Origin of the sequence: Pseudomonas sp. Z003-0.4C(8344-21) (assembly GCF_900104975.1) — a bacterium.
Lineage (GTDB): Bacteria > Pseudomonadota > Gammaproteobacteria > Pseudomonadales > Pseudomonadaceae > Aquipseudomonas > Aquipseudomonas granadensis.
On record NZ_LT629756.1, the window covers coordinates 2,835,945 to 2,855,535 of the forward strand.

General features: G+C 61.2%; 15 protein-coding genes and 1 pseudogene. 5 read left to right on the top strand and 11 right to left on the bottom strand.

The annotated features are described in order from the left end of the window. Positions 1 to 80: 80 nt before the first annotated feature. The 8 genes from BLU24_RS13175 to BLU24_RS13210 all read right to left on the bottom strand — a co-directional run bounded on the left by BLU24_RS13175 (position 81) and on the right by BLU24_RS13210 (position 9,643). A complete protein-coding gene (locus BLU24_RS13175) occupies positions 81 to 1,058 on the bottom strand; it encodes a FecR domain-containing protein (protein WP_093100864.1) in 978 nt (325 codons plus the stop codon). Next, positions 1,059 to 1,574 (bottom strand): sigma-70 family RNA polymerase sigma factor, encoded by a 516-nt coding sequence (locus BLU24_RS13180; protein ID WP_090284116.1) that lies wholly within the window; start codon positions 1,572 to 1,574, stop codon positions 1,059 to 1,061. Positions 1,575 to 1,660: 86 nt separating this feature from the next. After that, entirely contained in the window at positions 1,661 to 2,845 is a 1,185-nt protein-coding gene (locus BLU24_RS13185; RefSeq protein ID WP_093100866.1) for an aminotransferase class V-fold PLP-dependent enzyme, read from the bottom strand. A gap of 15 nt (positions 2,846 to 2,860) precedes the next feature. After that, complete coding sequence (locus BLU24_RS13190) at positions 2,861 to 4,102, bottom strand: MFS transporter (RefSeq protein WP_093100868.1); 1,242 nt, start codon at positions 4,100 to 4,102, stop codon at positions 2,861 to 2,863. Positions 4,103 to 4,115: 13 nt separating this feature from the next. Then, the gene (locus BLU24_RS13195) at positions 4,116 to 5,966 is read right to left on the bottom strand and encodes an IucA/IucC family protein (protein ID WP_093100870.1); all 1,851 of its coding nucleotides are present in this window, start codon (positions 5,964 to 5,966) and stop codon (positions 4,116 to 4,118) included. Positions 5,967 to 6,002: 36 nt separating this feature from the next. Next, on the bottom strand, positions 6,003 to 7,163 hold the full coding sequence (locus BLU24_RS13200; RefSeq protein ID WP_093100872.1) for an NAD/NADP-dependent octopine/nopaline dehydrogenase family protein: 1,161 nt from the start codon (positions 7,161 to 7,163) through the stop codon (positions 6,003 to 6,005). A gap of 28 nt (positions 7,164 to 7,191) precedes the next feature. After that, positions 7,192 to 8,235 carry a PLP-dependent cysteine synthase family protein gene (locus tag BLU24_RS13205; RefSeq protein WP_090284111.1) on the bottom strand — a complete coding sequence of 348 codons (1,044 nt, stop codon included), beginning with the start codon at positions 8,233 to 8,235 and terminating at the stop codon, positions 7,192 to 7,194. Between the two features lie 13 nt (positions 8,236 to 8,248). Then, positions 8,249 to 9,643: a Y4yA family PLP-dependent enzyme gene (locus BLU24_RS13210; RefSeq protein WP_231990212.1), complete on the bottom strand. Its 1,395-nt coding sequence runs from the start codon at positions 9,641 to 9,643 to the stop codon at positions 8,249 to 8,251. A gap of 614 nt (positions 9,644 to 10,257) precedes the next feature. Here BLU24_RS13210 and BLU24_RS13215 point away from each other — a divergent pair. From BLU24_RS13215 to BLU24_RS13230, 4 genes and pseudogenes are all read left to right on the top strand, one after another. Then, positions 10,258 to 11,148 (top strand): annotated as a pseudogene (locus BLU24_RS13215) (HpcH/HpaI aldolase/citrate lyase family protein). Between the two features lie 23 nt (positions 11,149 to 11,171). Next, the gene (locus tag BLU24_RS13220) at positions 11,172 to 11,573 is read left to right on the top strand and encodes a ParB N-terminal domain-containing protein (RefSeq protein ID WP_093100878.1); all 402 of its coding nucleotides are present in this window, start codon (positions 11,172 to 11,174) and stop codon (positions 11,571 to 11,573) included. 110 nt (positions 11,574 to 11,683) lie between these two features. Beyond that, positions 11,684 to 13,921, top strand: coding sequence for a TonB-dependent receptor (locus tag BLU24_RS13225; RefSeq protein ID WP_093100880.1), 2,238 nt, complete (start codon positions 11,684 to 11,686; stop codon positions 13,919 to 13,921). A gap of 90 nt (positions 13,922 to 14,011) precedes the next feature. Beyond that, on the top strand, positions 14,012 to 14,380 hold the full coding sequence (locus tag BLU24_RS13230; protein WP_093100883.1) for a fe2+ zn2+ uptake regulation protein: 369 nt from the start codon (positions 14,012 to 14,014) through the stop codon (positions 14,378 to 14,380). Positions 14,381 to 14,398: 18 nt separating this feature from the next. On the opposite strand, the gene BLU24_RS13235 is transcribed toward BLU24_RS13230, so the two are convergent. Continuing rightward, positions 14,399 to 14,998, bottom strand: coding sequence for a LuxR C-terminal-related transcriptional regulator (locus tag BLU24_RS13235; RefSeq protein ID WP_093100886.1), 600 nt, complete (start codon positions 14,996 to 14,998; stop codon positions 14,399 to 14,401). 113 nt (positions 14,999 to 15,111) lie between these two features. Between BLU24_RS13235 and BLU24_RS13240 the strand changes: the two genes are divergently transcribed. Further along, positions 15,112 to 16,743 (top strand): ATP-binding response regulator, encoded by a 1,632-nt coding sequence (locus BLU24_RS13240; RefSeq protein ID WP_093100891.1) that lies wholly within the window; start codon positions 15,112 to 15,114, stop codon positions 16,741 to 16,743. A gap of 33 nt (positions 16,744 to 16,776) precedes the next feature. On the opposite strand, the gene BLU24_RS13245 is transcribed toward BLU24_RS13240, so the two are convergent. Beyond that, positions 16,777 to 17,949: a cystathionine gamma-synthase gene (locus BLU24_RS13245; RefSeq protein WP_093100894.1), complete on the bottom strand. Its 1,173-nt coding sequence runs from the start codon at positions 17,947 to 17,949 to the stop codon at positions 16,777 to 16,779. Then, positions 17,946 to 19,322 (bottom strand): pyridoxal-phosphate dependent enzyme, encoded by a 1,377-nt coding sequence (locus BLU24_RS13250; protein WP_090284095.1) that lies wholly within the window; start codon positions 19,320 to 19,322, stop codon positions 17,946 to 17,948. Before BLU24_RS13250 ends, BLU24_RS13245 begins: the two co-directional genes overlap by 4 nt. Positions 19,323 to 19,591: the final 269 nt, after the last annotated feature.

Sequence of the window (19,591 nt, forward strand, 5' to 3'; positions counted from 1 at the left end):
AACAGGACGAAAAAATGCATCTCCCTCATAGCCAGTCGAGATTGGAAAAAGTATCAGCACGGCGGCAAATATTTTTTCGCTCAGGCGCGGGAGAGCATGACCCAGTAGCCATTCAAGTGGCCGCTGACCAGAATCGGGTAGGTTTGCGCCAGCATGTTCAAGGTGCGCTGGCTGTCGCTGATCGGGTAGGCGCCAGAAATGCGCAAGTCGGCAATCGCCGGATCGAGGCGGATGAAACCGCGACGATAGCGCGTCAGTTCCGCGACGAAATCGGCAAGGCGCATCTTGTCGGCCATCAGCATGCCTTGGCTCCAGGCACCGGCGTAACGGTCGGTCGCACTGACCGCGCCAAACGTCGAAGACGAGAAATCGGTGCGCTGTCCGGCGTTGACGATCAGTGGCGTGTGCTGGCGATTGTCCGCGAGTTCGACTTTTACCGCGCCTTCCAGGACCGCGAGGTGGGTTTGCGGAGGCAGCGCGCGCACGGTGAATCGCGTGCCCAGCGCCTGCATCCGGCCCTGCCGGGTCGTGACCACGAAGGGCCGCGCCATCGGTGAGATATCCGCTGCGGTCTGCACCAGTATTTCGCCTTCGCGCAGGTGGATCAGGCGCTGACTGGCGTCGAACAGCACGTCGATGGCGGAGTCGGTATTGAGGGTGATTTTTGAGCCATCGGCGAGGGTCAGCTCGCGTCGTTCGCCGACGGCCGTTCGGTAATCTGCCGACCATTGCTGGGTTTGCGAAAGCTTCCAGCCACCCCAGCCGGCCGGGACCAACGCCAGCAGCAGCGCCAGTTTGCCAATCGCCGCACGGCGTTCCGGGCTGCTCGGCCGATCGAGGGCCGACATGGCCAAGGACGGCGGCAGGCCGCCCAGTTTGCCCTGCAACAATTGCGCACGGGCCCAGGCGCGCGTGCGCTCGGGGCTGCTGGCTTTCCACAATTCCCATTCGCCGCGTTCGCGGTCGCTCAGCTCGCGCTCGCTCATGCGCATCAGCCAGTCAGCGGCTTCTTCCAATGCCTGAGGAGCGGGTTGCGCTTCATTGCGCCGGGCGAGCATTCACTCCACCAGCAACAGGCATTGCACGAAGGCTTGCTTCATGTAGCGTTTGACGGTGATCAGCGATACGCCCAATTGCTCGGCAATGTCGTCGTACTTCAAGCCGCTGATCTGCGACAGCAGGAACGCACGTTTGACCAGCGGTGGCAGGGCGTCGAGCATTGCGTCGATTTCATGCAGGGTTTCCAGCACCATGAAACGCAATTCCGGCGACGGCACCTCGGGCGCAGGCAACTGCGCGAGCGCATCCAGATAGGCGCGTTCGAGCGCCTTGCGCTGATACCAGTTGACCAGAATGCCCTTGGCCACGCAGCTCAGGTAGGCGCGCGGCTGCTCGATCACCGTGACCTGCGAGGCGAGGATGCGGGTGAAGGTATCCTGCGCCAGATCCGCCGCATCCATGGCGTTACCCAGTTTTTTTCTCAGCGTCGCGTACAGCCAGCCGTGATGGCCGCTGTACAGGGCTTCGATCGCGCGCAGATGCTTGTCGTTGTTCGCGGGAAGGGTTTCGCTCATGGCTGCAGATTTTCATGCAATTGAGAAGTATTCCCAATGCTAGTTTACAACGCCTGTGCGATGCAAGCGCCGATTGGCCTGCCGTTTCAAAGGCGCGGCAGAGCGCGTAACGCGGCAATCATCGTGCCGATTTCCGCTTCGGTGTTGTAGGCGTGCAGCGAGGCGCGACTGACTTCCAGCAAGTCCCTGTGCTGCATGTCCAGCAGGGTCGAGCGAAAGGTTGAAGTGCTGACGTTGATGCGCTTGTCCTGCCCGGCCAGCCACTGTTGCACCTGCGCGGCGCTATGGTGGCGGTGACTGAAGGTGACGATACCGGACCTGTTCACGCTCGGATCCTGCAGCGTGAAACCGGGGATCTGCCCCAGGTACTGGCGCAGATAATCGGCCAGTTGCTGGATCCGCCGCCACATCGGCTCAATGCCTTGCGCCAGTGCGTACTCCACCGCCGCACCCAGTCCGAGTTTTGCCGCGACGTTGCATTCCCAGTTTTCGAACCGTCGGGCATCAGCGCGGACCGTGTAGCTGTCGGCGCTTTGCAGCGACGCCGCGTGCAGATCGAGAAACACCGGTTCAAGGTTCTGGCACAGCGCTTTTTCGATGTACAAAAAGCCCATGCCCCGAGGGCCGCGCAAGTATTTGCGGCTGGTGGCGGTGAGCATGTGACAACCGATCTTCTGTACATCCAGCGGTATCTGCCCGACGCCCTGGCAGGCATCGAGCAGATACAGCACGCCGGCCGCACGGGCGAGGGCGCCGATCTGTTCGATCGGCTGCACCGGCCCGCCGTTGGTGGCGATCACCGGCAGCGAGATCAGCGCCACCCGGTCATCCTCGAGCATCTGCTGCAATGCCGACAACGAGACCCGACCGTGCTCATCGTTGGCAATGATGCGAATCTCGATACCGCGTTGCTGTTTCAGTTGCAGATAAGGTATGTAGTTGCCGGCGTATTCGGTGGCCGACGTCAGCAGCACATCGCCGGGTTGCAATGGTAATGAATAGAAGGCCATGTCCCAGGCACGGGTGGCGTTCTCGATCACCGCGATTTCATCCGGTGCGGCGTTGAGCAAGCGCCCGATCGACCCGTAGACCTGCTCGACTTCGGCCGCTTGGCGCCCGGCGGCTTCATAGCCGCCAAGGCTGGCTTCGAGCTGGATATGCCGGGTCACGGCCTCGATCACCGGCGTCGGCATCAGGGCCGCGCCGGCATTGTTGAAATGGATCAGTTGCGCGACGGCGGGAGTGTCGGCGCGCAGTTGTTCAGTGTTCAAGACCTCACTCCTTGATCAGTCCGCGGGGGGCGCGGCGCTCGGTTGCATCGCCGCAGGCCAGTAACGCAGGGCGACAATCGGGATCAGCGCGACCCCATAGGCCAGGCACACGAACAGGTAGGTGTACTGCAAACCGTAGACCTGACTGAGCAGGCCGCCAGCCGATATCCCGGCAATCGAGGCGAACTGCGCGGTGCCCTGAGCGATGCCCAGCACATGACCCTGCTGGGAGCTGTCGGCGGTTTTCGAGATCAGGGCCATCAGCACCGGGGTGGTCGCGCCGAGCAGTACGCCCCAGATGAAATAAGCCACGACGAAGACCATCGGATTACGCGTGACGCCTGCGACGGCGGTCAGCGCGATGCAGCCGATCACCACGTAGGTCATGCGCTGCAGGGTGTCCTGCTGGCCGCGGTGCTCGAAATAGCGCGACCATGCCGTCGCCGACAGGATGAAGCCCAGCGCCAGCAAGCCGTAACACAGGCCGACCACCGAATTGCTCACCTCGAACACCGAGCTGACGTACAGCGAAAACGACGTCTGCGGGAGCATGCGCGCCAGCAGCAGAATGCCCATCACGCCGAGCAGCGACAGCAACGGCGAGCCTTGCCAGAGACTGGCGCGGCGTGCGGGGGTGGCGGTTGCACTGACCACGGCTTTCTTAACTGGCGGCACGTCCGGCAGCGTCATCGCGGCGATCACCGTACACACCGCGCAAAGTGCCGAGGCAATGATGTTGATCCAGAAGAATGTCGCGTAATCGAGGATCAGCCCGCCGACCACGGCACCGAGCAGCGAGCCGACGTTGGTCGAGATCTGCAGGATCGCGAACAGCCGCGCCCGTCGCGACGGCGCTTCGATACTCACGCCATACGCCTGCGCCGGGGCGATGTAACCGGCGAAGGCGCCCTGCAGGAAACGCAGAATCAGAATGGCCCAGATATCACTGAACAGGGCCAGCCCCAACTGGGTCAACGACAACCCGGCGAGCGCGCGGATCATCATCAGCTTGTGACCGTAGCGGTCACCGATCCGGCCCCAGAAGGCACTGGTCAGAATAATGCCCAGCATCGGCCCGACATACACGGCGATGCTGGCGAAGCTGAAAACCGTTTCGGAGTCGGTCAGCCCACGCAGGTGGACAGGCCAGAACGGCCCGCTCATTTCCATCGCGCCCATCGACACCAGCTGGATCGCGAACAGAAGATAAATCAGGATTCGTACACGTGAACCCTGGATGGCACCTGCATGGGACATGAGTCGGCCTCGGTTAAACGCTGGCGAGCGGGTTGGTCAGGGTATGTTGCAAACGATAGTTGCTGTACTGCATCAGGTGCATGCGCAGCAACGAACGCGTTGGCCAGGGCTCTTCGACGAACGCGCGGTGTTCGGTTTCCCAGATTTGCGGCGCGACGCGCTCGCGCACCGCGTCGAAGGCGAGGTCGGTTTCCTCGCGCAGGATTTGCCAGAGTCGCGTGTCGTTCAAGCCATACTCCTTGGTCAACCACAGGGCCAGTTCATGCAGGTGCGTGAGGAACGCCGCATCCAGGACAAACATGCGCACCGGCTCGATGTCGCCGCTGAACACCGTTGGCAGGATACCCGGCTGGACATGCGGTTGCAGGCTGTAGCCGCGACCTTCGAGCAACGGTGCATAGGTGCGGCCATCGCCAAAATCGCGGATCAGCAGACTACGTGCTTTGCCGTCGGCAGAGAACAGCACCATGGTGTTTTGCTGATGCGCTTCCAGACCGATGCCATACAGCAGATAGATCGCCACCACCGGGCGGGTGACCACTTTCGCATATTCGCGGTACCAGTTTTCCACCTGCGTGGCAGTGGCGCGTACGCCGTCACGTTCGATCAGGTCGGTGAACAGCGGGCGACCGTTGCCGGGCAAACGGGTGAACAGCGACGCCACGGTAATCGGCAGGCAAGCATCGGAGCGTTCGAACGCGGGGGCACTGGCGCGATAGACCACGGACAGATGCCGGCCGGGGTGATCGTCCTGGGTGACGGCGTTCTTGTAGCGCACGCCGATCTCTTCCGGGAAGATTTCCAGGCGTTGGTCGAAGCCGTTTTCGGCTTGCAGAATCTGGCTGATCACCGTGCTGATGCGCGGCCCCATGTGAATCGATTTGGCTTGCAGGCTGCGCAGTTCGCTGGTCATCCACACGGCGATCGGCAGTTTGATCAGCGGCGCGCAAACGTCCAGAACCGGCATCATCGTGCGATAGGACATGGTCGGCAGCGTCACAAGGTCCGGGCCGTCGGTGATCAGAATCCCTGCTTCGATTTCTGCGGCGAACGTCTTCAGCACGTAGGCCTGCAAATGCCAGCCGTGAATCGGCAGCGGCAGCCATTCGCGTTCATCCAGACCCTTGCGGTTGAGCGCCGCTTTCCATTGTTCCCATTGCCCGGGGAAGTTGGCGGCGAACCAGTCGTGGTAGCTGCTCACATGCGGCATGCTTTCGCTTTGCGCATGTTCGGCGCGCAACGCGGCGATGCGCAGCGGCACTTGCGCGTTGAACTCGGGCGACAGTTGCGCGACTTCCTCATCGCTCAGGCCCGGCCGGGCTTTCCAGGTCGGGTAATACGGATGGCCTTCCAGCGAGCCCCACTGGTCGAGCAGGATCGCCGCGTCTTTGGTGCTCGCGTGCTGGCGCAGGTAATCGGTGAGGCTGTCGAGCCCGTGATCCTTCGCGGCCTGATGCAACCGCGCGTTCCACTGCTGACGGTGCTGACGGGCGTGAGCGTCGTTGGTCAGGCTGTTTTCCATGTCGGACTTGAGCCCGGCCACGCCTTCGTCGGTCGGCGCGAAATCGAAGCTGTCGCGCAGCACATCGAGCATGTCCTGATGGCTGGTGATGGCCTGGCGGACGCCTTCGTCGGTGACCAGCACCACCTCACCGTCGTTGACTATGGTGTCGGCCGGGCCTTTGGCAATGTCGGAGAACGCCAGGTGCGCGCGGCCGCCCTTGAGCGGGTAAGTGGCCTGATTGCCGCCAGCGGAAAAGCTCAGGGCGGCACGGTCGAGAATGTTTTCCGCAAACAGGCAGCGCACCAGACGGCGCATGGCGTTGCGGCGGGAGTAGGCGATCAGTGTCTTGAAGTCATCCATATCAGCGGTCTGCTCGTCGAAAAATGAGTGGAAAGGTCATGCCGCAGCGCTGGCCGTGTGTGGCCATTGGCGTGGGAAATAGTCGAGGGCCGAATCACGCAGACCGTGCATATAAGCCACGCTCCACTGCAGGACTTCCTCGATGTGGGGCACCTTGATTTCGAAGCGCCGGGCCATCTCCACCAACAGCACCAGGCCGTAGGCGACATCTTCGTTGAAGGCACGGCTTTCGCGTTCGATCACGTAGCCGGCGCGGTTGTCGGCGGCCGGCACCATCGGCGCGAGAATGTCGTTGTAGGCCTGATTGGTGCGCAGGATCGAGAGCATGCTGCTGGTGTCGCGGATCTGCTCGCCGTAGGCCTCGACGATTTCCTGTTTCAGCGATTTCACCGACGACAGGTCAATGCCCAGACGCTGGCTGATCACCGCGCAGAGCGCCTGGCTTTCCTCGTCCATGCGCTCGAGAAAGTACGCGCCCAGCTCCGGGCATTCGGTCCACCAGCACATGCGTTGCGGGAAGATCTTGCGATGCCATTGGCCGTACGGGCCGATCAAACCGTAGATCACCGAGCTGTGCATGATCGGGTTGCCCGGCGTCAGGGTGATTTCCAGATAGTGCTCGAGCAGCGTTACGCAGGGGCCATACAGACGCGTGAGAATGGCCTGAAGCTGATGACGCGACGCCTGCGATTCACGGGCGTGGGTTGCCACGTACAGCTGGCTTTTGCCACCGCCCATTTTGATCGAGCGCCCCGGACTCAGCTCGAACGCGGTGTGCGGCACATCCTTCATGCCCCAGATCACTACATTCGGCCGCTCGGGCAGCGTCGCCTCGGCCAGCCAGTCGAAACCGCAGAAGCCCGGAATTGCGCCGACGTATACCGGTTTGCTCGCACTCAGGTGCGGCGCGATGGCTTGCAGGGTTTGCTGGCGCACGTGAGCGGGCACGGTGATGATGACCAGATCGGCATCTTCCACCGCGCTACGCGCATCCGCCGTGACCCGGTCGAGACGGGCGCTCAGGGACGAGCCATCCGGCAACAGCGCTTGCATCGGCGTCTGCCGCGCGTGCTGTTCGATGACCTCGGGGTTGTGGGTGAGCAGCGACACCTGCACATCGGCCAGTTGCTTGAACAGAATGGCGTTGAGATGGCCGGTCCTGCCGCCACCACAGATGGCGACTTTCAACAGATTCATCGAGAGGCGTTCCTGTGTGAAGGGTGGGTCATGCGACGCTCAGTTGCAGCGGCGCGGAAACGGATTCCAGCCATTGGGTCTTGCCCAGCCAGATGTCCAGTTGTGCGCCGATACCCGGGTCGAGCAGATCGCGCTCCTGCAGCCATTGATCGTCGAACACGGTGTGCAGGTATTTCTCACCGCCATCGGCAATCGGCACCACGACATTGCCGCGCAGCACACCTTTGTGAATCAGCTCCAGCGCCTTGAAAATTGCCCCACCGGTCGAACCGCCCACCAGCAAGGCAAAGTTGCGGGCGATATAGCGTGCGGTTTCGAAGGCTTGCGAGTCGGTGACCTGCACGCCCAGATCGATGCAGCTGTAATCGAGGACCAGGCCCACGGTGTCGCCGGCCGGAGTGCCGGTGCCCGATTGGTAGTAGGGATAGCCGGGATGGCCGAACACAATCGAACCGGCCGGTTCGACGCCGACGGTCACGGTGTCGGGGTTATGTACTTTCAGGCCGCGCGCAATGCCGGTCATCGAACCGCCCGTGCCGACACAACCGACATACGCACCGATCAGGCCCTCGGCCTGGGCCACGGTTTCGCGGACGAAGTCGCTGTAGCCGCCAGCATTCGCGGCATTGTCAGACTGGTTCATGAACACCGCTCCGGGAATTTCCGTCGCGAGTTCGGCAGCCATGCGCTGGCGTTCGACGACGGCGACTTCATCCTCGCGGTAGGTGCCTTTAACGAAGCGAACCTCGGCGCCGAGCGCTTTCATCACCGCGATCTTGTCCTGCGCGGCGTGGTGATCGACCACCGCGATGAAGTGCAGACCGAACTCGACCGCCGCCATGGCCAGACCGATCCCGGTGTTGCCGGACGACGACTCGACCACCACGCCGCCGGGTTTCAGTCGCCCGGACTTGAGCGCCGCCAGCACCATGTTGCGCGCCATGCGATCCTTGATGCTGCCGCCGGGGTTGTTCTTTTCAACCTTCAATAACAACCGGGCGTTGGTATCCGGTACATCAATAGCCAGCATCGGTGTATTACCGATAAGATCGGAAACTTTATTCAAGATCATTTAGTTAGTCCCTTCAGTAGTCAGGTGTGAACGCGTAATTACCTTCCGTACAACAGGTTGCCTTTAACCGCCGGGGCAGGGGATGGCGATGAAACTGGTTTTCCAGCAAGTCCATCTGATAGCCGGCGGTATTGATGTAAACCAATAAGTCGCCGCTTTCGGGGGGGGTTGCGAAGTTGATCAAGCGATAACTGATGACGTCGTCGTCGAGACAACTATGCCCAGCAATATAGGCCTGGCTCGGGGCGGCGGGGCGTGGCTCTGGGCTGATCAATAGCGGATCCACCAGATATTCCGAGGCGAACCAGGTTTCGCAGGCGCTGAAACTACTGCCCTCAACAAAGATGACGGTTTTGTTGTCGGCAAGCTTTTTTGTTCGGGTGATGCGGAAAATCGAAATCGCCGCTTGGTCCACCAGACTTCTTCCCGGCTCCAGTGCCAGTGTTATTGACTGCTGCCGCAAGTAAGCGGCAATTGACCGCCCCGGCGAATGTTCGGCTTCGAGGAATAATGTCAGCCATTGCGGCGCCGTCAGGTCGCTGCCGTAAGGGTAATAGTCGGCCGGAACTTTCTGGTTGTAATAGTGGCTCGGGTTATTGTCGTTCTGCAAAAAGCCGGCATAACTCTGGGGCTCGACATAACGAATCGGCAATCCGCCACCGATATCGATCATCTGCGGATCAAGGCCCATTTCCCGTGCCGCTTCGACGAATCCGGTGACTTCCCGAAACGCTTGAGCGCGGGATTCGAAGCCGTAGCCGCCGAGGTGAAAATGAAACCCTTCGAAGCGGAAAATCTCAGGGTGTCTGGCCAATCGTTGCAGACATTCGAGCAGGTCTTCAGCACCCATTCCGAAACGGCTTTTAGCGCTGTTCTTCGGCCGGTAACGCAGCAGAACCTTTGATTTTACGGGGCTTGGTTGTGCTTCCTGCACGTTGCGCAGGTGGTCGAATTCTTCCAGCGAGTCCAGGCAGATCAGTGAACCTGCATCGATCAGCGCCTGGTGAAACAGCGCCGTTTTCGCCGGTCCGGTGGCGCAGATGTTCTCGCCGGGAATGGCAGCGTGTAGCGCGTCCTGCAGCTCGTGAAGACTCGACACATCGACACCGATGCCTGACTTGGCTGCGGCGCCGAGCAGGCTTTGCGACTTGTTGGCCTTGGCGCCATAAAAGATTGCGTGGGCAATGTTGAACCGTTTCAACACATTCAACAGCGCTTGTGCATTGGCTTCAAACGCATGCGGCCAGACCAGATTCAGAGGGGATCCGTGGTGTTCCAGCAAACTGCCCAATGTATTCGGGAAGTGCTTGATAAACGTGGTAATAACCGGGTCGATCAATGGCTGTAACATGAGCGGATGATGGACTTTATGGTCCTGCTCGGAAGTTGCGGTATTTATTCCAGGCATAGTTAACCTCTGGCGCGGAAAAATAACTTCGCCATAGCAATATCGACAACAAGTCGTTATCGAATCATGAAGTGTCGCTGCTCGTCAGAGACGGGTTTTTATATTGGCGGGTGGCGGATGCCAAATGAGGGTAGATGTTGGATCCGATATACCTGGCGTCATAAATAATTCATCAAGCGCTTGCATAAGAACCCCGATCCATAAGGTTTTGCACGAATGTGCTAACTGGCCATTAGTTGTAGGCCAATACTCTTGGAATACCAGAACTGATGTTCAAGTGACATCAGCTGATCGATCTTTTCCAGGCGTCACTGACTTGCTTTGAAACGCCGATAGTTCCTGTTGGCGGCGTGAACAATATTGCGAACAGGAACGATTATCAAGTAAGGTTTTCAAATATTTTTGAATAAAGCCCAACGCAAGGCGAACCCATGAACGTGCATTAACACGCTCAAGGACTCGTTCGCCCGCAAATAAAAACAACGGTTAATTGCTTGATCGACAAGGCATTAACGGTTGTCGCGACAAGCCCCGCAACGGCAGGCGAAAAGTCCCGTGCGAGGGCTGCGGGAATCTTCCCAAACCACGACTGGTTCACACCAAGGAGCAACGCCATGCAATCGGATCGACTCAACTGCAAAACCCGGCGCGCGATCAGCTACCTGTTCGTGCCGGGTAACCGTCCCGAGCGCTTTGCCAAAGCGGTCGAAGCAGGGCCGGACGCGATCATTCTCGACCTCGAAGACGCCGTTCATCCGGACAGCAAGGCCGCCGCCCGCGCCGCCATCTGGGCCTAGCAGGAGAGCGCGCCGAGCGTTGCCTGCGAGCGCTACATCCGCTTGAACAGCGTCAGCAGTGCGTTGTTTCGCCAGGACCTGACCTGGCTCAGCGACATGCGCTATCCCGAGCGCTGCAGCGGGATTTTCCTGCCCAAGGCCGAATGCCCCGAGGCGCTGGCGGCGGTGGTCGAGCGCCTGCTGGCGTGGCAGCCGAAATTGCTCGTCATTGCGATCATCGAGACCGCCAAGGGGTTGCAACAGGTCGAATCGATTGCCGCGATTCCAGGCTTGGCGCGGCTGGCGTTCGGCTCGCTGGATTTCGCCCTGGACATCGATTGCAGCCAGACTCCCGAGGCGTTTCTGTTCGCTCGCAACCGCATCGTGCTGGCGTCGCGCACGGCCGATCTGCCGGCGCCGATCGATGGCGTGACGCCGGCAATCAGCGATCTGGCGGTGGTCGCCAAAGACGCGCAATACGCCCGGTCGCTGGGGTTCGGCGCCAAGCTGTGCATCCACCCCGGCCAACTGGCTACGGTGCAACGCGCCTTCCTGCCGGATTCGCGGCAACTGGCCTGGGCCGACCGGGTGATGCGCGCCGTGGCCACCGGCAGCCACGCGGTGCAAGTCGATGGCGAGATGGTCGATCTGCCGTTGATCGAACATGCCCAGCGCCTGCTCGACGTCGCCCGCCAGCACGCGCCGATTGTTCGCGCCGATGCCTGCTGAATCGCGGCGCACAGGAGAGCACCATGGCACACGGTTATCAGATAGCGCTGCGGCCGCTCTGCGAAGTGCGGCAGTCCGAGCAGGTCGATCCGGCCAACGTGACGATGCTGTGCGAGTCGATTGTCCGCGCCGGGCATTGGCTCGAGCCAATCATCGTCGAGCGCTCGCGCGGCATCGTGATGGATGGCAATCACCGCTTCACCGCGGCGTTGCAACTGGGCCTGAAGCGGGTGCCGTGCATCCAGCTCGATTACGGCGATCCGCGGGTCTGCGTGCGGCACTGGCAGACCGGGCAGGTGTTCGAGGTGGAGCGGATTTTCCGCACCATCGCCCGTGGCGAGATGTTCCCGTACAAGACCACCCGGCACGCCTTTGACCCGGCGTTGCCGGTGGTGGCGATACCGCTGGAGCGCCTGTACGCCTGACCCGCAGCGAGTGCAAAAAAATAAAACCGACTGCGGGTGATACTTTTTCGCAAATCGACTGGCAATAGGAGTGATTACCATTTTCCCTCGATGAAAAGGATCCTCACGTCATGCCTGTTGTCAGTCGTCCTTGCGGTGAGCGGGTGTTAACACTCGCTGTGCGTACCGCCATGCTGAATTTCGTTCTGGTCGCAGGAAGCGCCAATGCCTGGGCCGCCGGCTCCGGGCAGACCGACGTCGCCGCCCAGACATCGAACGGCGCACCCACCGCGCCGGCCGATGACAGCAAGGACGCGCTGACCCTCGACACCACCAACATCAGCGCCCGTTACAACAGCGCCACGGCGTTGCCGGAAACCCTCGCCGGAGGGCAGGTTGCGCGTGGTGCGCGGCTGGGCATGCTGGGCAACAAAGACGTGATGGACACGCCGTTCAGCGTCACCAGTTACACCGCGAAAACCCTCGCCGACCTGCAGACCGTGACGGTCGCCGATGCGCTGGAGCGCGACCCTTCGGTGCGTTCGACCGGCCAGACGGGCGGCATCGTCGATTCGTTTTTCATCCGCGGCTTCCCGATTGGCGAAGGCAACCTCGGCGAGCTGGCGTTCGACGGCGTCTACGGCGTTGCGCCGAACTATCGGGTATTCACCGATTACGCCGAACGGGTCGAAGTGCTCAAGGGCCCCGGCGCGCTGATGTACGGTATCTCCCCGAACAGTGGCGTCGGCGGGGTGATCAACATCGTGCCCAAGCGTCCGCTGGACGAAGACCTGACCCGATTCACCGGCAGCTACGCCTCCGACTCGCAGGTTGGCGGGCATCTGGATCTGAGCCGGCGCTTCGGTTCGGAGAACCAGTTCGGCGTGCGTTTCAACGGCAACCTGCAAGGCGGCGACACGGCGGTCGATGATCAGCAGCGCGACCTCGGCGTCGGCGCCATCGCGCTGGATTATCGCGGCGAGCGTCTGCGCTTGAATCTTGACTACATCAGCCAGAAAGAGAGCTGGGAAGCCGCCTCGCGGCCCTTCACCATCGCACCGGGTGTCGATGTGCCGTCCGCACCGAACGGCCGCACCAACCTGCCGCAGGATTGGGGCTGGTCGGACACCAGGGAGCAGTCGGCGCTGCTCGGTGGCGAATATGACCTGAGCGACAACGTCACGGTGTTCGCTCACGCCGGCGGTGGCCGATCCGACGTCAAGCGCCTGTCCGATCAGGTGCCGAGAATCCTCAATGACGCCGGCGACACCAGCAATATTCCCGGCTACTACAAATTCAATGTCGACCGCTCGACTGCCGATGTCGGCCTGCGCGGCGTATTCGCCACAGGCCCGATCACGCATACCACGACGATCATGGCCACCCGTTATCAGGATGAGCTGTCACGCGGGATCACCAATGGCACCGCGATCCTGTCGAACATCTATCACCCGGTTGACGTGCCGCAGCAGTACCTCAGTTCGCCGAAGGTTCAGCGGGTGTCCGAGTCGGAGCTGTCCGGTGTGGCGTTGACCGACACCTTGTCGATGCTCGATGACCGCTTCCAGCTGACCCTCGGCGTGCGCCGCCAGGACATCGAGTCGCGCAATTACAACGCGGCCGGTGCGGTCAGTTCCAAGTACAGCGACAACGCGACGACGCCGCTGGTTGGCGTGGTGGTCAAGCCGTGGCAGGACGTTTCGCTGTACTACAACTATGTCGAAGGCCTGTCCAAAGGCGACATCGCGCCGGGCACTGCGAGCAACGCGGGCGAGACCTTCGCCCCGTACGAATCGAAGCAGCATGAGATCGGTGTCAAGTACGAACACGGCACATTCATGACCACGCTGGCGTTGTTCCAGATTGAAAAACCCAGCGGCGAGATCGGCGCCGGCAATGTGTTCTCGGTGCAAGCCGAGCAACGCAACCGCGGCGTCGAGTTGAGCATGTACGGCGAAGTCGCCAAGGGCACACGTCTGATGGGCGGCGTCACCGTGCTTGACGGCGAGCTGACCGATTCGGCAACAGCGGCCAATCGCGGCAACAAACCGGTCGGCGTGCCGGACGTGCAGGCCAACCTCTGGGCCGAATGGGATACGCCGTGGCTGGAAGGCTTGACCCTGACCAGCGGGGCGATTTACACCGACCGCCAATACGTCAACCAGGCCAACACGCAGGAACTGGATGCCTGGACGCGTTTCGATGCCGGTGCGCGTTATGCGACCAAAATCGAAGGCCGGCCGACCACGTTCCGCGCCACGGTGCAGAACGTCTTCGATCGCGAGTATTGGTCGGGCGTGGCTTCCTACGGCGCGTTTTCGCCGGGCTATCCGCGCACGCTGCAATTGTCGGCCACCGTCGATTTTTGATGACAGCAGCGAGGCAGTTGCCCGGTCATCCGGCGACTGCCTCTTCTATATAGAGAGCGGCTTGAACATTTCAGAAAAGGAATCTTCGTCATGTTGAACAATCCCGGCGTTGCGGCGCTTGGCGCTCGGCCCGCAATTTCCCCGGTGCCGCGCGAGTTCGATCGCAGTGCCAATCAACACATTCGTCAATTGCTGAGCCACTTCGGACTGCGCAGCAGCCTGATCCGCTTCAAGGTGCTCAATGCGCTGCTGCTTGCCAGCCGTGATGGCTATTCAACGGGAGTCAACGGCGTGCACGCGTGGGTGGCCTCGTCGTCACCGCAGTTGTCGTTCATCAGTGTGCGTGAAGTGCTCAAGCGCCTGTGCCTCGAAGGCTTGATCACCCTGGAACAGGACAAGAACTACCGCTTCACCCGGCAAGCCCGGGCCATCCTGCAGCAACACGACCATTGCTTGTAGGCGCGGGACCAACTGCGCCTACACCAGCCCGAGATACTTCACCGCGGCGGCAGCTCGCGAAGGCACATCGAGGGTGCGTAATAAACAAGACACGTGAATGCGCACCGTGAAGGGTGAAATGTCCAGCTCACGGGCGATTTCCTTGTTGGTCTTGCCTTGCGCTATCAGCCGCAACACCTCCTGCTGACGAGGCGTGAGGGCGCTGGCGGGCTCCAGCGGCAGCAAGCCTGACGGGGCAAACTTCACCAGTACCTCGCCCGCGCGGATCGCCAGAATCGCCTGACCGATTTCATCCGGGGCGATGTTCTTGCCGATAAAACCGTCAACACCCGCGCTCATGACCTCGCTGATCAGCGCCTGGTCATCGACCATCGACACCACGATCAGCGTGGTGCGCGGCAAGCGTCGGCGCAGTTCGGCGAGTTGGGTAATGCAGGTCAAACCCGGAAAGCGCAGGTCGAGTATCAACGTATCCGGCTCGCTGCCCAGCAGCGCGGTGACAGCGTCGAGGTCACCGGCCTCGTCGATAGTCGCCTCGGGGAGCAAGCGCTGCACAGTGCGCAACATCGCTTCGCGAAACAGTGGGTGATCGTCGGCTATGATGATCCGGCATGCCATGGCGCGACCCTCCCTGGGTCAAGCGTTAATCAAGGCTGGCACCTTAGCATCGGACGCGAAGGTTGCCTGTAGGCTGCTTCCGAAACTGACGAACGCTGCACAAGGACGTTTACATGAAATTCGAGAAAAACACCGAACTCGATCAGGCCAATCTGCGCATCATCATCGCGGCCATCGCTGTGGTTTACATGATCGGGTTGAGCTTTGTGCCCGGCCATCGCGTCGATACCTACCTACCGGTCATTACCTACATCAGCCTGTTTTTGCTGGCTTCCATTGTGTTCCGCCAGGCCATTGCGCGCTGGCCTGGGCATTATCCGGCGCGGCGGGTTTTTGCCATGATTCACGATTACACCGGCACCTGTTTCGGTCTGGTAGTCGGCGGCGAAGCCGCGCTGCCGTTGTACGCGGTAATGGTCTGGGTCAACCTCGGCAATGGCATGCGCTATGGCTCGCGCTATCTCGCGGTGGCCACCGGTCTGGCGTTGCTGGCGCTGCTGGCGGTCTATCGCCTGACGCCGTACTGGCAGGCGCAACCGTTCATGGTCCTGATGCTGATGATCACCAGCACCGTGATCCCGTTTTACGCACACCTGCTGCTCGAGCGCACGCGCAAGGCGTCGGAGGAGGCAGAGGCGGCCAATCTGGAGAAATCACGCTTTCTCGCCCAGGCCAGTCATGACCTGCGTCAGCCGATCCATTCCATCGGTTTGTTCACCGCGTGTCTGCGCGAGTCGCGCTTGGGCGATAGCGAACGCAGACTGGTCGATAATATCGACCGTTCACTGCTCAACGTCTCGCAGTTGTTCCGTTCGATACTCGACCTCTACACCCTCGATAACGGCCGGGTCGAAGCAAAAATGCAAACGCTGAACCTCGGTGATTGGCTCGCGGACATCGTCCGCCAACATCAGGAAGCGGCGCGTTGGGCGGGTGTCGAGCTGCGTTTGCGACCTTGTCACCACTGGGTCAGAACCGACCCGGCGCTGCTGGCGACCATGGTGCAGAACGTGCTCTCCAACTGCTTCAAATACGGCGCGCAGCGGCCGGTGCTGATCGGCGTGCGTAAACGCGGGGCAGGGCTGGCTATCGTCATCCATGACTGCGGCAATGGCATTGCCGAAGAGCACCTGCACAAGGTATTTGAGGAGTTTTATCGGGTGCGGCAGGTACGCGACAAAGATGTCGAGGGTGTCGGGCTGGGCCTGTCGATCATCAAGCGTCTGGGTGAACTGATCGATGTGGACGTTGCTCTGCGCTCGCGGGTAGGGTGCGGCACGGCGGTGACCCTTGCCGGTTTGCCAATCGTAGCGGCGGCGCAGTCACGGTTTGTCCGCGGTGAAGCGCGACAGGTGGGTTTGTTGAAGGGGCTGAAGGTGTGTCTGGTAGAGGATGATCGCAACGTATTGCTGGCGACATCGACGTTGCTCGAGCGCTGGGGCTGTGTCGTGCAAGCCGAGTGGTCGGCCGAAAACCTGGTCACCGACTGCGACATCCTGGTCGCCGACTATGACCTCGGCACCCATGCCACTGGCATCGAATGCATCGATGAAGTGCGCAGGCAGCGCGGTTGGGCAGTGCCAGCGATGATCATTACCGGCCACGATGTCGAAAGGATTCAGGCGGCCTTGCACGATCGGCAGATTGCGATTCTGTCGAAACCGGTGCACCCCGCCGAGTTACGCACGACGCTGCGCGCCCTGCGTGATCGACGAGGCGAATCCGCCGAAAACGTACTGACGTAAAATCTGCTCTGCAGGCTTTACGTCAGTGCTGTGCTAGATTTTTGCCAGTGCCCTGGCCAGGTCGGCACGCAGGTCTTCGACGTCTTCAACCCCGACCGAGAGCCGCACCAGCCCATCGCCGATCCCAAGCTTTGCGCGGGTTTCGGCCGGAATGGTCGCGTGGGTCATGATCGCCGGATGCTCGATCAGGCTCTCCACGCCGCCGAGACTTTCCGCCAAAGCGAAGATTTTCACATGCTCGAGAAACCGCCGCGCACCGGCGAGATCGCTGTTAAGGTCCACGGAAATCATCCCGCCGAAACCGCGCATCTGCCGTTTCGCCAGTTCATGCTGCGGGTGTGACGGCAAGCCCGGGTAGTAGACGCGTTTGACCTGCGGCTGTTGCTCAAGCCACTGCGCCAGATCCAGCGCGTTGCTGCAGTGACGCTCCATGCGCAGCGCCAGGGTTTTCACCCCGCGCAACGTGAGGAAGGCATCGAACGGCCCGGAGATCGCCCCGACCGCGTTTTGCAGGAAGCCGAGTTTCTCCGCCAGTTCGGCGTTCTGCCCGACCACGGCGATACCGCCGATCACATCGGAATGCCCGTTGAGATACTTGGTGGTCGAGTGCAGGACAATGTCGAAGCCCAACTCCAGCGGGCGCTGAATGTACGGGCTGGCGAACGTATTGTCGGCCACGCAGATGATCCCGCGGGCGCGGCAGATGCGGGCGATGGCAGCCAGGTCCGACAGGCTCAATAGCGGGTTGGTCGGTGTCTCGACCATGACCATGCGCGTGTCATCCTGCAACGACGCTTCGAATGCCGACAGATCAGTCAGATCGACAAAACTGAAACGGTGCCCGGCGCTGCGCTGGCGGACCTTGTCGAACAGGCGGAACGTGCCGCCGTACAAGTCATTGCCGGAGACGATGTGCGAACCGGCATCGAGCAATTCCAGCACCGTGGAAATCGCCGCCAGCCCCGAAGCGAAAGCGAACGCGCGGGTGCCACCCTCGAGGTCCGCCACACAGCGCTCGAGGGCAAAGCGCGTCGGATTGTGCGAGCGCCCGTAGTCGAAACCCTTGTGCACGCCGGGGCTGTCTTGCAGGTAGGTGGAGTTGGCGTAGATCGGCGGCATCAGCGCGCCGGTGGTCGGGTCCGGTTGTTGCCCGGCGTGGATCACCCGGGTCGCGAAACCCTGGGATTTATCGTCGTGCTGACTCATGCAAGGGATCTCCGTAATTGGTTGAGCATGTCGGTGCGGGTGATCAAGCCATGGAAGCCCGTGGCATCGGCGACGATGGCGACGAGGCCACGGCTGAGCACCGCTTCCAGCTCGGCCAGCGCCGCGCCGGGGGCGAGGGTTTGCAGCTTGTCGGTCATCACGCTGGACACCGATTGGCTGAAGCGCGCGGCGTCTTCGTGCACCGCCATGAGGATGTCCGACTCATCGATCACACCCACCAGTTGCTTGCCTTCGACCAGCACCGGCAGTTGGGAAACATCGGCGAGACGCATGCGCTGAAACGCGGTCAGCAGGGTGTCGTCGGGGCCGACACTGATTACCCGGCCGTCCTCGAAACGCCGAGCGATCAGGTCGCGCAAATCGCCGTAGCCTTTGCGTTGCAGCAGGCCCTGATCGGTCATCCACTGGTCGTTGTAGACCTTCGACAAGTAACGCGTGCCGGTGTCACAGACGAAACTGACCACGCGTTTCGGCTCGGTCTGCTCGCGGCAATAACGCAGCGCAGCGGCGAGCAGGGTGCCGGTCGACGAGCCGCCGAGAATGCCTTCAGCCTTGAGCAACTGGCGCGCGTGATCGAAGCTTTCGGCATCGCTGATCGAGTAGGCGTGACGCACGCTGGAAAGGTCAGTGATCGACGGGATGAAATCCTCACCGATGCCCTCGACCGCCCATGAACCGGGCGTCGGCAGGCTGCCGTCGCGACTGTATTGCGCCATCACCGAACCGACCGGATCGGCCAGCACCATCTCCAGATCCGGTTGCACACGCTTGAAGAAACGGCTCAGGCCGGTCAGCGTACCGGCCGAACCGACACCCACCACAATCGCATCCAGATCATGTTCGGTCTGCGCCCAGATTTCCGGCGCGGTGCTGCATTCATGGGCGAGCGGGTTGGCCGGGTTGTTGAACTGGTCGGCGAAAAACGCGCCGGGAATGTCTTTCGCCAATCGGGCGGCGACGTCCTGGTAATACTCGGGATGGCCCTTGCCCACATCGGAGCGGGTGATGTGCACTTCGGCGCCCATGGCCTTCAAATGCAGGACTTTCTCGGTAGACATTTTGTCCGGCACCACCAGCACCACCCGGTAGCCCTTGGCGCGGCCAACCAGCGCCAGACCAAGGCCGGTGTTGCCCGCTGTCGCCTCAACGATGGTGCCGCCGGCTTGCAAACGGCCGTCGCGTTCAGCGGCATCGATCATCGCCAGACCGATGCGGTCCTTGATCGAGCCGCCGGGATTTTGGGATTCGAGTTTGAGAAACAGCGTGCACGGGCCGGTATCGAAACGGGTGACCTGAACCAGCGGAGTATTGCCTATCAGCCCAAGCACGGCAGGGCGTGATTCCTTTGACATTTCTTCACCTCATGATGGTGTTGATCGCGTTCCAGTCGCGAAGAAAGACTCGCGTGCAACATAGGCTCAGCGATGATCCGTCGCAACCTTTAGTCCTGCGTTGATGCAGCCAGTTTGATCTAACGATAGAACGAAATCAGCGCCGTGCCGGGCGGGTTTGAACGGGTTTACACAGACGCGTCATTGAGTTTCCGAAGGGCGGCATAGAAGCGTGAATTGCTTGAACATCAAGGAGACTTTCTGAAGCGTTTTTGTGGGCGGAGACTGCC